General features: G+C 62.6%; 16 protein-coding genes. 7 read left to right on the forward strand and 9 right to left on the reverse strand.

The features are described from left to right. The first annotated feature begins 54 nt into the window (after positions 1-54). A complete protein-coding gene (locus PY254_RS04745; protein WP_281014330.1) occupies positions 55-756 on the forward strand; it encodes a response regulator transcription factor in 702 nt (233 codons plus the stop codon). After that, entirely contained in the window at positions 753-2,105 is a 1,353-nt protein-coding gene (locus tag PY254_RS04750; protein WP_281014331.1) for a sensor histidine kinase, read from the forward strand. Before PY254_RS04745 ends, PY254_RS04750 begins: the two co-directional genes overlap by 4 nt. Before the next feature lie 591 nt (positions 2,106-2,696). Here the strand turns inward: PY254_RS04750 and PY254_RS04755 are convergent. The 3 genes from PY254_RS04755 to PY254_RS04765 form a co-directional block, all read right to left on the reverse strand. After that, positions 2,697-3,497, reverse strand: coding sequence for a hypothetical protein (locus PY254_RS04755; protein WP_281014332.1), 801 nt, complete (start codon positions 3,495-3,497; stop codon positions 2,697-2,699). Between the two features lie 536 nt (positions 3,498-4,033). After that, positions 4,034-4,504 (reverse strand): hypothetical protein, encoded by a 471-nt coding sequence (locus PY254_RS04760; RefSeq protein WP_281014333.1) that lies wholly within the window; start codon positions 4,502-4,504, stop codon positions 4,034-4,036. After that, on the reverse strand, positions 4,501-5,079 hold the full coding sequence (locus PY254_RS04765; protein ID WP_281014334.1) for an RNA polymerase sigma factor: 579 nt from the start codon (positions 5,077-5,079) through the stop codon (positions 4,501-4,503). Before PY254_RS04765 ends, PY254_RS04760 begins: the two co-directional genes overlap by 4 nt. Before the next feature lie 122 nt (positions 5,080-5,201). On the opposite strand from PY254_RS04765, the gene PY254_RS04770 reads away from it, so the two are divergent. The 4 genes from PY254_RS04770 to PY254_RS04785 all read left to right on the forward strand — a co-directional run bounded on the left by PY254_RS04770 (position 5,202) and on the right by PY254_RS04785 (position 8,582). Beyond that, a complete protein-coding gene (locus PY254_RS04770) occupies positions 5,202-5,528 on the forward strand; it encodes a DUF6249 domain-containing protein (protein WP_281014335.1) in 327 nt (108 codons plus the stop codon). A 59-nt stretch (positions 5,529-5,587) separates the two neighbouring features. Continuing rightward, on the forward strand, positions 5,588-6,214 hold the full coding sequence (locus PY254_RS04775; RefSeq protein ID WP_281014336.1) for a trimeric intracellular cation channel family protein: 627 nt from the start codon (positions 5,588-5,590) through the stop codon (positions 6,212-6,214). 104 nt (positions 6,215-6,318) lie between these two features. Continuing rightward, a complete protein-coding gene (locus PY254_RS04780) occupies positions 6,319-7,269 on the forward strand; it encodes an ABC transporter ATP-binding protein (protein WP_281014337.1) in 951 nt (316 codons plus the stop codon). Beyond that, positions 7,266-8,582 (forward strand): ABC transporter permease, encoded by a 1,317-nt coding sequence (locus PY254_RS04785; protein WP_281014338.1) that lies wholly within the window; start codon positions 7,266-7,268, stop codon positions 8,580-8,582. Before PY254_RS04780 ends, PY254_RS04785 begins: the two co-directional genes overlap by 4 nt. 22 nt (positions 8,583-8,604) lie before the next feature. Here PY254_RS04785 and dinB read toward each other — a convergent pair whose 3' ends face one another. The 6 genes from dinB to PY254_RS04815 all read right to left on the reverse strand — a co-directional run bounded on the left by dinB (position 8,605) and on the right by PY254_RS04815 (position 12,885). Then, positions 8,605-9,678, reverse strand: coding sequence for a DNA polymerase IV (gene dinB / locus PY254_RS04790; RefSeq protein ID WP_281014339.1), 1,074 nt, complete (start codon positions 9,676-9,678; stop codon positions 8,605-8,607). 80 nt (positions 9,679-9,758) lie between these two features. Then, positions 9,759-10,682 carry an ATP-grasp domain-containing protein gene (locus tag PY254_RS04795; protein ID WP_281014340.1) on the reverse strand — a complete coding sequence of 308 codons (924 nt, stop codon included), beginning with the start codon at positions 10,680-10,682 and terminating at the stop codon, positions 9,759-9,761. Positions 10,683-10,848: 166 nt separating this feature from the next. Further along, a complete protein-coding gene (locus PY254_RS04800; RefSeq protein WP_281014341.1) occupies positions 10,849-11,196 on the reverse strand; it encodes a hypothetical protein in 348 nt (115 codons plus the stop codon). Next, complete coding sequence (locus PY254_RS04805) at positions 11,189-11,686, reverse strand: RNA polymerase sigma factor (RefSeq protein WP_281014342.1); 498 nt, start codon at positions 11,684-11,686, stop codon at positions 11,189-11,191. Before PY254_RS04805 ends, PY254_RS04800 begins: the two co-directional genes overlap by 8 nt. A gap of 9 nt (positions 11,687-11,695) precedes the next feature. Further along, a complete protein-coding gene (locus PY254_RS04810; RefSeq protein WP_281014343.1) occupies positions 11,696-12,463 on the reverse strand; it encodes a hypothetical protein in 768 nt (255 codons plus the stop codon). Between the two features lie 98 nt (positions 12,464-12,561). Continuing rightward, positions 12,562-12,885, reverse strand: coding sequence for a hypothetical protein (locus tag PY254_RS04815; protein WP_281014344.1), 324 nt, complete (start codon positions 12,883-12,885; stop codon positions 12,562-12,564). A gap of 115 nt (positions 12,886-13,000) precedes the next feature. Here PY254_RS04815 and PY254_RS04820 point away from each other — a divergent pair, with 115 nt between their 5' ends. Beyond that, complete coding sequence (locus PY254_RS04820) at positions 13,001-14,332, forward strand: APC family permease (RefSeq protein WP_281014345.1); 1,332 nt, start codon at positions 13,001-13,003, stop codon at positions 14,330-14,332. Positions 14,333-14,358 lie beyond the last annotated feature (26 nt).

Consider the following 14,358-nt stretch of genomic DNA (forward strand, 5'->3'; position numbering starts at 1 on the left):
AAAGATCGGTAAAGAACGTGGTGCTGGCGCAACAGCACCGATTGAATGGGTGCCATGCAAACTCCGAACCCTTCTCGCATCCTGATTGCCGACGACGACCGCGCGTTGTGCCGCCTGCTGGCCGATTACCTGCAGCGCGAGGGCTTCGTGGTGGATCTTGCACACGATGGCGACGCCGCGCTGGCGCGCCTGCGCAATACCGCCGAACGGCCCGACCTGCTGATCCTCGACGTGATGATGCCGGGCCGCGATGGTCTGGAAACCCTGCGCGAACTACGCATGCAGCATCGGCTGCCAGTGATCATGTTGTCGGCGCGCGGCGAACCGGTGGATCGGGTGATCGGCCTGGAACTGGGCGCCGACGACTATTTGTCCAAGCCATGCCTGCCGCGCGAATTGCTGGCGCGTGTACGCGCGCAGTTGCGTCGGAACGCACCGCCGCTGGCCGGCACGGTGCAGGTCGGCAACCTGCAACTGTTTCCGGGCGAGCGCCGCGCGCAAGTCGACGAGCAGGACCTGTCGTTGACCGGCGCCGAATTCCTGTTGTTGCTGGGGCTAGCGCAGCGCGCCGGAGAACTGGTCGACAAGGCCAGCCTCACCCGGCTCGCGCTGGGCCGCGAGATCGAGCGCTTCGACCGCAGCATCGACGTGCACGTCAGCCGCCTGCGCCACAAACTGGCGGATGCGTCGCCGGAGGCGCCGCGGATCGATTCGGTGCGCGGCTCCGGCTACGTGCTGGTGGCAGCTGCATCATGAAGCCGATGCGCACTTCGTTGTACTGGCGGTTGCTGGTCTGGTTTTGCGTCGCCAATCTGCTGGTGCTGGCACTCGGTGGCCTGTTCGCCCGTCGCTTCATCGAATTCACCACCACGGTCGAGATCAACTGGGCGGCGCTGGCGCAGGATGCCGACCAGGCTTACGAAAGCGGTGGCCGCGATGCACTCGCCGTCTGGGTGGCGCAGCAGCGACAGCAAGGTGTGGAGGCAACCCTGCTCGAGCATGGCGAGATGCTCTATCCGATCCGTCTGGGCGATGCGGTGCGCTCGCAATTGCCGTCGTTGCTGGGATCGGATCGCAGCGTGGTGATGCAGCCGCGGCCGGGTTTCTATGTCGCGTTCCAGCAGGTCAATGGCGACGACGGTCACGCCCGGCAACTGCTGGCGATGAGTCGAACGCATGTGCGCCTGCGCCCGCAAACGCGCGAGAAAATTTATCTGGCGATGCAGTTGCTGCTGTCGCTGCTGTTCATCGGTGCGGTCGGCTGGTGGGTGGCGCGCAGCGTGGCGCGTCCGGTCGAAGCACTGCGCCGGGCCACGCGGCGCATGGCCGATGGCGAACTCTCCGCCCGGGTGGGTCGGCAGGGTGGCATGGCACATGACGAGCTGGCCCAACTGGCCGGCGACTTCGACGTGATGGCCGGCCGCATCGAGGCGCTGGTCGCGCATGATCGTGGCGTGCTGCAGGACCTGTCCCACGAGTTGCGTTCGCCGCTGGCGCGGCTGCAGTTGATCCTCGATCTCGCCCGCCGTGGTCACAACGCCGAGGAGTCGGCACCGTACTTCAGCCAGGCCGAGCAGGAGATCGCCCGGCTCGACCGCATGCTGGGCGACATGCTCGCCTTGTCGCGAATGGAGGGCGGCTTGCCCGGGATGGAGCGCGAACAACTGCAACTGGTCGACGTGGTGCACGAGTGCGTGGAGCAGTCGCGGCTGGAAGCGGATGCGAAGCAGGTCGAGCTGTGGCTGGTCAGTGCCGAGTCCGCCATTGTTTCCGGTAACGCCATGCTGCTGGAGCGTGCGCTGGACAACCTGCTTGCGAACGCGATCAAGTTCAGTCCGGCCGGTGGCCGGGTCGAGGTGATCCTGCGCGTCGATCAGCAATTTGCCGAGATCAGCGTGCGCGATCACGGGCCGGGGGTGCCGGCGGACGAACTTGCTCTGCTGTTTCGTCCGTTCTTTCGCGGCAGCAATGCGGCGCGCGCGGAGGGGCATGGGTTGGGGTTGGCGATCGTGCGGCGCGTGGTGCAGGTGCATGGCGGCACGATCGAGGTGCGGAACGCTGAGGGTGGGGGGTTGGAGGTTCGGGTGAGGTTGCCGCTGGCGTGATGGTCCGTGTCTTGATCGCCCACCGCCGCTCGTAGGAGCGCACTTGTGCGCGATGCTGTTGGCGTGAGATTTCCAACGTTACATCCATATCTGCATGCGCACTGCACATACATCTGCCGGCCGTTTTGATACTGCAAAGATCAAGGGCTTTCGCGCGCCTTCGGCGCCCGAGCCACCTTTCTCTGTGTGGCCAGAGAAACGTGGCCCAAAGAGAGGCCACCCCACTTGGCGCTTGTTGGGCTTCCTGCCCAACAAGTTCGTGAGTCGGGGCCGGGCTTTTCGAACGGGCATCCTGCCCGTGCGAGAAGGAGCCGACCTCCTGTCGACTCCCGCTACGCGGCCTGTCGTCCCCGACTCACCGCCGCACAGGGGCCCCAGGTAGAGCAAGCGCGCCATCCTGGCGCCCACTCGGTGCGCCACCGCTGTGCGGCGGCGAAAGCCGAAGAGCCAAGAGCAAGGAGGTCCCGCTGCGAGCGAGACTTTTTAATGCTGCGAATGTCTCAGTTCGGCCAAGTGCGAACGTTCGAAAGTAGTGATCTTGATTCGTTCACTTCTTCAAAACTGCATTTCTAGCTAGATATAGCCCATGCGCTATTGTGTCGGCCGGCCGCTTGCTGACATTTCGTCGGGCACAAGTTCAGAAAATTCCTTGGCCGTAACTTCCGTGGAGTCTAGGTTGCCCATCAACTGAGGCACCAACTCGATACGATGTCCCTTGTAGCCATCCGTCTCGCGGCTGAAAGCGAAAGTCGCGTCCAACCGTGTGTATCGGGTGGCGCTATGCCCGAACGCAACGTCATGGCCGCACCACGTTTGACCTTGAGCAGCGTAGATCGAATAGATTCCCAGCGGGACCTTAAACTCCTGAGTTTCACCTCCAGTCATGTAAATACTCATCACGTATTTCGTCGTCTCGTTCTTCACTATTCTGAAAACGAAGTTGCCACCTGGCGGTGTCGTAATGGCAAGAGGCGCCAAGGCAGGTCGATGGGTGTAGAGCTTCTTGGCACCAGAAGACACATTGACCGGTACACACAAGACAACGGGTGTTATGTGAGGCAAAGCGAGCGGCTCAACCTTTGGCAAGGGTGGTCGCAGTGCTTGGGTTGGCGCCGTTTCGACGGTCCCGCTCGGCTCGAAATTGGCCTGAGGAGGGAGTTCCTGCTGTGGTGTGTCGTCGCGTGGGTGTACCTCAAGAGCCACAACGAGAATTATCGCACTGGTCAACAGAACCCAATACTTGCGAAAAATTTGAAGCAAATCTCTTAAGGTTGTCAGCCACTTCGGCTCGATCAGAAATGATCCGCACTTTCCACACGTGGCACGAGCGGATAGACGAAAGCGGGCAACCCGATTTTTCGCTTGGCATTGCCCGCACATCACGATTGGCATCTTTCACCCCCCCCCTACCAGAGCGTCATCCTATGACTGGTCGCAGCTTACCAGTCGGCTAGCTGCCTTGGATGCAAAAGCGGATTCAGATTGCAGCATTGCAACATCTGCATTGGGTCGATAGCAGGCCTCTGTAGCGGCTTCATTTTCGAAGGAAGAGGAATCGTCTGTTCGTAGCGAATGCCATGCGCTGAGGCTTTGGCTCTGCTCTGGCTCCACTGAAGAGTGCGGGCCAGGATGGCTCGCTGCTTTACCCGGGGTCCCTTGTGCGGCGGTGAGGCGGGGACGACAGGCCCGCAGGGGAGTCGACATGGATGTCGACTCCTTTTCGCCAGCACATGGATGTGCTGTCGAAAAGCCCGGCCACGACTCACGGACTTGCTGCCCATGGATGGGCAGCAAGCGCCAAGCGGGGTGGCCTTCTCTGTTGGTTACTTATCTCTTGGCCACGCAAGAGATAAGTGACTCGCCCTCCGAAGGAGGACGAAAGCTCTTGCTCCAAAATCGAGCTTGAGCATCGCGCACAAGGTGCGCTCCTACGAATGGGTGCGTTGTTGCCACAGTCCCAGCAACCACGACGCGCCGACGCAGCCGGCCAGTGCCAGCAGCCAGTGCGTGGCGGGTGCTTGCGGGTTCGGCGCCAGCGCGGTGAAGGACGGCAGCCAGGCGTTGCCGTAGATCGCGACCACCGCGACGGCTGCAATGGCCATCGTGGCGGCGAGTACCAGCATCAGCTTGAACTCGAAGGAAGTGCTGGCCGATGCGGCGGGTGACGGAACGGTGCCCACTCGCGCAGCCAAGTGCTGTGCGAAATCTTCCGGCAGCGCATCGGGCAGCGGTTGGCGCAAGTGGCGCGCAATCATTCGATAGCGCTGGCTGCGTGCATCGTCGCCAGCGGGATCGAGCTGCAGCCGCTCGCGTCGCATGGCGGTTTCCTGCGCCAGCCATTCGCGCTCGTGCGCAGCGTCATCGAACGCAGGAATGTGGTCTTCGTCGTGCGGAATCATGCAGCAACTCCTGTGCGTGTCTCTAGTGCGTCGCGCAGGCGCAGGCGCGAGCGGAACAGATGGCTCTTGATCGTGCCGGTCGCCATACCGGTGATGCGGGCAATCTCGGGGATGGGTGTTTCTTCAAGGTAATACAAGGTGAGCAAGGTGCGCTGCAGTGGCGGCAGGGCCTCGATCGCTTCATGCAGGTGGCGGGCGGTTTCTTCGTCGACACAGGCGGCCTCGAGGTCGAAGCCGTCGCCGATGTTTTCCACCCGTGATTCACCCTCGTCATCACTCGAGTCGACCAGTGGAATGCGCTTGTGCTGCAGGTGGCGCAGCGCGATGGTGAAGGCGATCCGGCCGATCCATGACTTCAGTGCGCTTTCGTAACGGTATTGATGCAGGCATTGGTGCACGCGCAGGAAGGTGTCCTGGCACAGCTCGCGCGCATCTTCCGGGTTGCGCACCATGCGCTGGATGATATGCCAGCATAGTCCCTGATACTCACGCACCAGGCGTTCGAACGCGCCCGGCCGGTTGGCCAGTACGGCGTCGACCAGGTCGCGGTCAGGGCTGCTGCGGATGTCATCCATGGGGTCATGGATACGCGCATCGCCGGATCGGTTGCAAGAGGGCCGCTGCAACCGATCCGCTCCGGCCCGTATCTGTGGATGCAACTGGCCCATCTTCGTGGCCACCGACCTGGGAGCTTTCCATGGAATTCGAGATACTCATTCCGATCGTGCTGTTCATCTGCATTGCCTACGCCATCAAGGTGGTGGTCGATGCGCGGGTACGTGGCCGGATGATCGGCGCTGGTGGATCGGAGGAGCTGGTCAAGTCGATCCTGCTTGACGAGGAACTGCGCCGCCGCCACTCGTCGTTACGTTGGGGCATCGTGCTGATCTTCGTCGGGCTCGCCTTCGGCCTGATCCAGTGGTTTGGCTGGCAGGAAGTCACGCCCGGCATGGTTGCGGTGCTGGCCGGTGCTACCGGTCTGGGCAATCTGGTGTCGTTCGCGGTCTCGCGCAAACTCACCTGAAGCTGGTTCAATAGCGGGCATGCGCCGTCCATCGGCATGCCCGCAAGTGAGCCGACAGCGTGAATGAGCAACTGTTGTTCAACCTGGTCGACCTTGCCGGCACGTTTGCGTTCGCGATCAGCGGCGCCACCGCCGCCCGCCGCTGCAACCTCGACCTGTTCGGCATCCTGGCGATTGCCTTCATCACCGCTTGCGGCGGCGGCATCGCCCGCGATTTGTGCATTGGTGCGATTCCGCCGGCGGGTTTGTCGGACTGGCGCTATCTGTTCACTTCGGTGATTGCTGCGCTGCTGACCATCGTGGCGTATCCGTGGGTGGAACGGTTGACCTATCCGGTACGCTTGTTCGATGCGATGGGCTTGGGACTGTTCGCGGTGTATGGCGCGCACAAGACGCTGTTGTTCGGGCACAACGCGGAGATGGCGATACTCTTGGGCATCATCACCGCGATCGGCGGCGGCATGGCGCGTGATGTGCTGCTGGCGCGCGTGTCGATCGTGTTGCAGCAGGAAATTTATGCGTCGGCTGCGTTTGTCGGTGCCGCGCTGTCGGTGCTCGGTGAATACCTGAGCTGGCCCGCGGTGTGGGCGACCTGGTTGCCGATGCTTGCCTGTTTTGTCTTGCGCTTCCTGTCGCTGCGCCTGCACTGGAATCTGCCGCGATTCGGTCGGGATGCGTCGTCGTGAATGGTTCTTGGCGTCACGCATGACGTTTGGCCAGCTTTGCCCGGCCACCAGCGCATGCTAGCTTTGCGGTTCGGGCGGGGAGCCCGTACTCAAAAGGGAAGTACATGAGCGCAGCAAGTGTTCGCGTGGAGTCCGTGACCAAGCGTTTTTCCGGTCATACCGCGGTAAATCATCTCACCATGGAAATTCCCGGCGGCGGCATCTTCGGCCTGCTGGGGCCTAATGGGGCGGGCAAGTCGACCACGATCCGTCTGATCATGGGCATTCTGGAACCGGACGAAGGGCAAATCGTGCTGTTCGGCTCGGCGCACAACAGCCGGGCATTGTCGCAGCGCATCGGCTACCTGCCGGAAGAGCGCGGCCTGTACAAGAAAATGAAGGTGCTCGATCACCTGATCTTCCTGGGTGAAACCAAGGGCATCGGTCGTGCCGATGCACGCAAGCGCGCGAACGCCTGGCTGGAACGCCTTGGGGTCAGCGACTGGGCGTTGAAGAAGGTCGAGGACTTGTCCAAGGGCATGCAGCAGAAGGTGCAGTTTGCCGGCGCGCTGTTGCATGAGCCCGAGCTGGTCATTCTGGATGAACCTTTTTCCGGGCTGGACCCGGTCAACGCGCAAGTGATGAAGGACATCGTGGTGGGCATCGCCGCCGAGGGGCGCACGGTGCTGTTTTCCACCCACGTGATGGAACAGGCCGAGCGCATGTGCGACCGCATTGCCATCATCGCGCGTGGCGAGATGGTGGTGAATGGCACGGTGGCGCAGGTCAAGGAAGATTTTGGTGGACGTCATGTGGCGCTGGGTTTCACCCACGACAAGGCGCGTGCCGAGAACATCCTGGCTGATCGCTCGCTGATCTCCCGCGTCGACGACTACGGCGCCACCGCCGAATTGCAGATGGCTGATGGGGCCGATCCCGAAAAGTTGCTGGCTGCGTTGGTTGGCGAAGGCGTGGGTCTGCGTCGTTTCGAAATCGTCGAGCCTTCGCTGCACGCCATTTTCATTGCCAAGGTGGGCGCTGATGCCGCCACGGCCCATGCCGGAGTTGCCGCATGAGCAAGATTGTTGCCGTTATCCGGCGCGAGTTTGTCGAACGGGTGCGTACCAAGGCATTCGTGATTTCCACCCTGCTGCTGCCGGTGTTCATGGTGGCGATGGTGTTGTTGCCGGCGATGATGATGAAGGGTGGCGATCGCACCAACAACGTCGCCGTGGTGGATGCGTCCAGCACGGGCCTGGGTCAGCCAGTCAGTCAGGCACTCACTGCCGAGAAGATTGGCAGCGGAGCGGACGCCAAGGCCCGCTATACGGTGAAAGTGTTTCCGGCGACCAGCGACGAGTTGGCCAAGGTGCGCGACGGCCTGATCGCCAGCACCGGTTTTTCCAGCAAGGAGCGCAAGGACGGCTTCGATGGCGTGCTGGTGCTGACCGATGACACGCTGGCTACGGGCAAGGTTTCCTACTACGGCGGCAACGTCGGCTCGATGGATTCCATGGTCAAGCTGCAGAGTGGCGTGTCGAGTGCCCTGGCCGGTGTGCGTCTGGGCAAGTCCGGTGTGGATGCCGCTTTGGTCAAGCAGGCGATGAAGCCGGCGAATATGGAGACCACCAAGGTCTCCGACGGCAAGCTCACCGGCCAGAGTGGCGCCGAGTCGTTCATGATCGCGTACTTCATGGGCTTCATTCTGTACATTGCCATTTTGATCTACGGTCAGCAGACGATGACCTCGGTGATCGAGGAAAAGACCTCGCGCATCATGGAAGTGCTGACGTCGTCGCTGACGCCGTTCGAGATGCTGCTGGGCAAGGTGCTCGGCGTGGGTCTGGCGGGGCTGACGCAGATGGCAATCTGGGGCGGCACGGTGTTCCTGATCAGCAGCCAGCGCGTGCATCTGGCCGGCCTGTTCGGGATGAGTGCGGATGCCGCGGCGAGCTTCCCGATTCCGGGTATGGCGCCGGGTCTGCTGGTGGTTTTCCTGCTGTATTTCGCGCTGGGCTTCCTGCTTTATGGCGCGTTGTACGCGGCGATCGGTGCGATGTGCAACACCATCCAGGAAACACAGCAGTACGCGATCTTCGTCACCATGTTCATCATCGTGGGTTTCTTCGCGGTGTTCGCGTTGATCAAGGACCCCACCGGTCAGCTCGGCGTGACCCTGTCGTTCGTTCCGTTCTTTGCGCCGTTCACCATGCCGGTACGTTATTCACTGACCTCGGTGCCGCCGCTGGAGCTGGCCTTGTCGCTGGGCATCATGCTGGTGACCTTGCTGGCCTGCGTATGGCTGGCCGCGCGAATCTATCGCACCGGCATCCTGATGTATGGCAAGAAGCCGTCGTGGAGCGAGTTGTGGCGCTGGATCAGGGCCTGAACCAACGGCGGTACAGGCGGCGTCAGTCGAACAGATCCGCCTGTGCCTGGTAACTGTCCGCGTCGATGAAGCCGGACAAGCCCACGCCGACCAGCCGATAGCGGCTGTCGGCGGGGCGCTCGACGCGCTCGCGCAACGCACAGGCGATGTCGCCCAGTTCACCGGCCGACATCGGTCGCGCCGAGGGCGTGAGGCTGCGCGTCAGCGTGCGGAAATCCGACGTTTTCAATTTCAGCACCACGGTGCGGGCCAGCCGATCGCGCTCGTGCTGATAGCCGGCCCAGGCCTTTTCCGCCAGATCGCGAATATGCGGCTCCAGTTCGGCCAGGGTCAGGTCGTGTTCGAACGTGTCTTCGGCCGATATCTGCAAGGTGGGACGATCCGGTTGTACCGGATGCTCGTCGATACCTTGCGACAGTTCGTGCAGTCGGCGGCCCCAGCGGCCGAAGCGTAGCTCGAGTTCGGCCAGCGCCAGCGTGCGCAGGTCACCCACCGTGGCAATCTTGAGCGCGGCCAGCTTCGCCTCCATCACCTTGCCCACGCCGGGCAGACGGCCCACTTTCAACGGAGTGAGGAAGCTTTCAATTTGGTGTGGGCGTACCACGAACAGGCCATCGGGCTTGCGGAAGTCCGAAGCGATCTTGGCCAGGAATTTGTTCGGTGCCACGCCGGCCGATGCGGTGAGTTGGGTCTCCTCGCGAATCGCTGCACGAATCGCTTCGGCGGTGGCGGTGGCCGACGGCAGGCCGGTCTTGGTCACGGTGACGTCGAGATAGGCCTCGTCCAGTGACAGCGGTTCGATCAGGTCGGTATGCCGTGAGAAGATCTCGCGAATTTTCCGCGACACTGCCTTGTAGCGCACGAAGTCCGGTGGCACGAAGACCAGTTGCGGGCACAGCCGTTCCGCACTGATTGCCGGCATCGCCGAACGCACACCGAACACGCGGGCCTCGTAGCTCGCTGCGCAGACTACCGAACGCGAACCGCGCCACGCCACCGCCACCGGCTTGCCGCGCAACGACGGATCGTCGCGCTGCTCCACCGACGCGTAGAACGCGTCCATGTCGACGTGCAGAATCTTGCGTGGCGAAGACATCAGGGTTTTGCAGGCGTCACGGACAAGGCGGTTCCACCATTGTACGCAGCGACGCCAACGTCTTCAGTGCCACAACGAAATCACCTGTGGGATGCTTGGCTGCCGTCGGTTGCGTGCGAACCTAGCAGGTCCAGCCGGCGCGCAAGCTGCTGTGCGAAACGCTCGGCCGAGCGCGGCTGCTCGGCCAGAAACAGAAACGGCTCGATCAGCTCCAGCTCCATGATCAGGAACTGGCCGGCGCTGATCACCCCGTCGACGCGTGCATAGGCGAGCTCGCCGTGTCCCAGTGCCGCCACGGCGGCCAGCGCCTTGCCGGCAGCCGCCAGCGTGGCTGCAGACGGCTGCGCCGGTTCGATGCTGCCGCCATATTCGCTTTGCACGCGGTAGTCGCCGGTGGCCGGGCGCTTGATCACCGCATGGCTGAACTTTCCGCCGAAATACAGCAGCGACCATTCGCCTGCGCTGACGATCTCTGGTACGAACGGCTGCAGCAGATAGTCGATGTCGCGCGGCAAATGCGTCACGGCTTCAGTAAATGCCGGGTCACCGACGTGGCCGCGCACGGTATGCCAGGCGCCGCCGCTGATGGTCGGCTTGATCACCACGTGTTGGTCCGGCATTGATGCCAGCGCGGCAGCCAGTTCATCGGCTGTCGCCAATGCGGTCGGGATGATCGCCACGCCTTGCTCGTCGAGGTCAAGCAGGTAGCTTTTATCGCTGTTCCAGCGCAGCACACGACTGTCGTTGATCGTGGGAATGCCGAGTTGGTCGAGCTGATCGAGCCAGTCAATGAACGCGCCGGAAAGCTTGTAGTAATCCCAGATCGTGCGGATCAGCACCGCGTCGAACGCCGACCAGTCCACCGTCGGATCATTCCAGATACAGGACACCGGCGTGATGCCGTGTTGTTCCAGCATGCTGGCAAGATGCGCGTCATCGCGCTGGATCGAGGCGAGTTCGGCGGAAGTGGCAAAGGCCAGGCGACGCGTGGTGGTAGCCGACAAGACGACACCTCGATGCAGCAGAAGGGAAAGCCTTTTCCGGTGCTTTTGACCGGTGTTGGCGAGTGGTGATCCGCTGCAACAGCCCGGCGGCGTCGCCAGTGTTTCGATGCCGTCCCCTATTGTCAATTTTCGCAGCGTGATGCCGTGAGCCTTTTTTGAGGTTCCTTCAGTCGGTGGTCGCTGGCGTGGCCGATATCACCAGATACAGCTGCACAGCAGGGTCACCGCTGGGCAAGGCGATGGCGGCGCCATGGGTGACTTGCAGGTCCTCAACAGGTGTTGCGATGGACGCGTGCAGGGCCGAGATCAGTCGATGGGTTTGTTGCTGTTGTGCGATGACCCCGGGCAGCCACGTCGCCAGCACCAGCAGGCCGGTGGCGAGTGCGGCGCCGAGCGGAACCCAGTGGTTACGCTGGCGTGGGCGCGGTGGGTTGATCGCCAGGCGACGCTGCAGACGTTGCAGCCCGCCAGGCGGCGGCGACAGTTCGACAAACAAGCGGTCGGAGTCATGCATCGAAAGACGCTCCCATCAAGGTCTTCAAGCGTTCCATCGCCAGGTGTTTGCGTGAGGCTACGGTGCCTGCCGGAATGCCGAGCACGCTGGCAATCTCGGTGCCGCGCAAACCGCTGAACTCGGACAACAGCAGCACTTGTTGCCAGGCACGCGGCAGCTTGCGCAAGGCTTCATGCAACTGGCGGGTGGCGAGAAAATCCTGCGGCTTGGCGTCGCTGGCCAACGGCGATGATGCCTCGTCGAGCGTGTCATGCCGACGCAACACGCGCCAGCGCAGGCGGTTCTTGGCCAGGTTGAGCGCGGTGGTCCAGACCAGTGCGTCCAGCGTGGTTTCATCCACCTTGTCGCGTCGCTCCCACACGCGTACGTAGCTGTCGTGGATCACATCCTGACAATCCTCCGCCTGCCACAGCTGGCGGTACAGCACGTTGAATAGCGGACGTTCCATTCGCTGATAGCTGGCATACAGCGCGTCCTGGCGCAGCGTCATCGCGGCGGCTCAAGCCTGCGGCGGCAAGATGTCCGCGCGGACGATCAACAGCCGTAGTGCCGGTCGAGTCGGGCAGGGTGGCGCGCTCTTTCCCAGTAGTGCCGGGGCGCAGGCGCCGGGACCCTGTGCCAGCACCACATATTGCCCAGCGCGCAGATGCACTTCCGACTTGAACTTGGCCAGCCCGCGTTGGCCGTGATCGTCGTAGGAGAGTTCCAGATCCAGCATCTCGCCGTCGATGCCACGAACCATGAAATCCACACCACGCGAATAGCCACCATCGACTGCCGAGACTACCGACGTGCCATCGTCACCGGCGGATGTCCGGGCGGTAATCATCTGATCGAGGCTGAAGTGCAGCGGGGCGATGTTCTGGCGTACGCCGTCGAGAGCCGAGGCCAGCGGTTTCAGTGCCGCGTCATCGGCGCCAGCACCGGATTCACCATCGATGACCCACAAGTGCAGATCCACCTGGGTGGCTGCAGAGGGTGTCGAGGACACCGGCCCGAGCGACGCGATCGCCTTGCCGATCGAAGCCTGCGCATCCGGTGCCGCGTAGACCAGCAGCTTGCCGGGCGTGGGTGAGGTGACGCTGGCCTTGCCACCCAGCGCACTGCGCAACGCGCCGGTCAGCTGGCCGGTTTGTGCTGGCGGTACCGAGTAGACCTTCAGCTCCATCGAGCCAGCGGCCTGCTTCGATGAAGCATTGTCAGGCGCATGGCATGCCGCAAGGGCGAGCAACGCGGTGCCGGCGATCCATCCGAGTATCTGTTTCATGCCTGTCCTTCACGACGACCGACGAGCCGCCTTCCCGACTATATACACGCCAGCACGCATTTCCTTCAGGGTGAAAAAGCGCGGATGCCCAGCCGAAACTAGGCCTCGTGCTCCCACTGCACCGTGATGGCATCGCCATCCATCGAACCGGTCCAGTAGGTGCCAAGCCGCACCCACGCCGAGCGAATGCGTTTGAGTGACGCGTCGTAAACGGCCACGTGATAAACGACTTGGTACTTTGACGTGCCGAAGTACATGCTCCATGGCATGAACAACGGGCGCGTCGCGTGCAGGATCTTGTAGCCGTTCGCGTCAGCCCAGGACTGCAATAGTTCGCGTGCGTTGACGTAGTGTCGCCAGGTGAGCCAGCCGGCCAGCGCGAACGTGATCAGGCAGAGCAACACAAAGCCAATAGCGTTCATCGTGCACGGTTCCAAATGAGGTGGGTGAGGGGCGATGCGGATCGATCGGGTCAGTGTCGCCCCGATGAAAGATGGGACTGGCTGAAACCGCCCTGACAATGGCATGGTAGCGGTCATGCTGACCGAACCCGCCAATGCCTATGCCCGTCGCCTGAATACCTGGGACGCCGCGATGATTGTCATCGGCGGTGTGATCGGGGCAGGCATCTTCCTCACACCTGCCACGGTGGCGCGCAGTACCTCGTCGGGCGCGGAGCTGCTGCTGTTGTGGGTGTTCGGTGGCTTGCTCACCTTCGCCGGTGTGTTGTGTTACGCCGAACTGGGTTCGCGGCGACCGCAAGCCGGTGGCATTTATGTCTACCTGCGCGAGGCGTTTGGACTGCTGCCGGGCTTCCTGTTTGGCTGGACCATGGCGCTGATCAATTACCCCGGCAGCGTGGCCGCGGTGGCGACCATGTTCGCCGATTATCTGTGTACCGCGCTGGGTCTGGCGCCACTGATCTACGTGAAGCCGGTGGCCGTGGGAGCGATCGTTTTCATCGTCGGCATCAACCTGTTCGGCATTCGCGCCGGCGCGTGGATGCAGAATATTTTCACCGTGCTGAAGCTGGTCGCCGTGGCGCTGCTGGTGATCAGTGGGCTGGTGCTGGCGCGCGGCCAGTTGGGTCCGGCGCTGGCCGTGGACACCACCTACCCGGTGTCGTCGTGGGCATTCGCGGGCGCGTTGTTGCCGGTGCTGTTCACCTACGGCGGCTTCCATTACCTCAACGATCTGGCCGGTGAAGTACGCAATCCGCAACGCACCCTGCCGCGTGCGTTGGCGTTGGGCATGGTCGGCGTGGTGGTCTGCTACGTACTGGTCAACTACGCCTACCTGGCCGGGCTCGGTCATGCGGGACTTTCCGCCAGCGAAGCGCCAGCGGCCGACCTGATGCGCCGGATGTTCGGGGATACCGGTGCCACCGTGATCGCCATCGGCATTGCGTGTTCCACCTTCGGTTATTGCAGCATCGCGATTGCCGGTGGTGCGCGTGTGCTGCAGACGATGGGTGCCGATGGCGTGTTCTTCCGTGCCGCCGGACGGCTTGATCCGCGTACCCGCGCGCCGCAGATCGCGCTGGCCTTGCTGGGCGGGTGGGCGGCAGTGCTCACCTATTCCGGCAGCTTCAACCAGTTGCTCAACTACACCACGGTGGGCGAATGGGTTGGCCACGTGTTCGGTATTGGCACGTTGTTCTGGTACCGCAAGCATTTCATTGATCAGCCCGCACCGTATCGCGTGCCGTTCTATCCGCTGCTGCCACTGATCTTCGTGATCACCGTGTTCGGCGTGATCGTGGCCAGTGCGGTCCATGCGCCGGGCGACGCCGGCATGAGCTTGTTGATCATCGCGCTGGGCGTGCCGGTGTATTACGGCTGGCAGTGGTGGTCGCGAAAGCGCGCCTGATCCTCACGGGCGTGGCGTCAGTAGCG

The sequence above is a fragment of the Rhodanobacter sp. AS-Z3 genome, assembly GCF_029224025.1.
In the GTDB taxonomy this organism is placed as follows: domain Bacteria; phylum Pseudomonadota; class Gammaproteobacteria; order Xanthomonadales; family Rhodanobacteraceae; genus Rhodanobacter.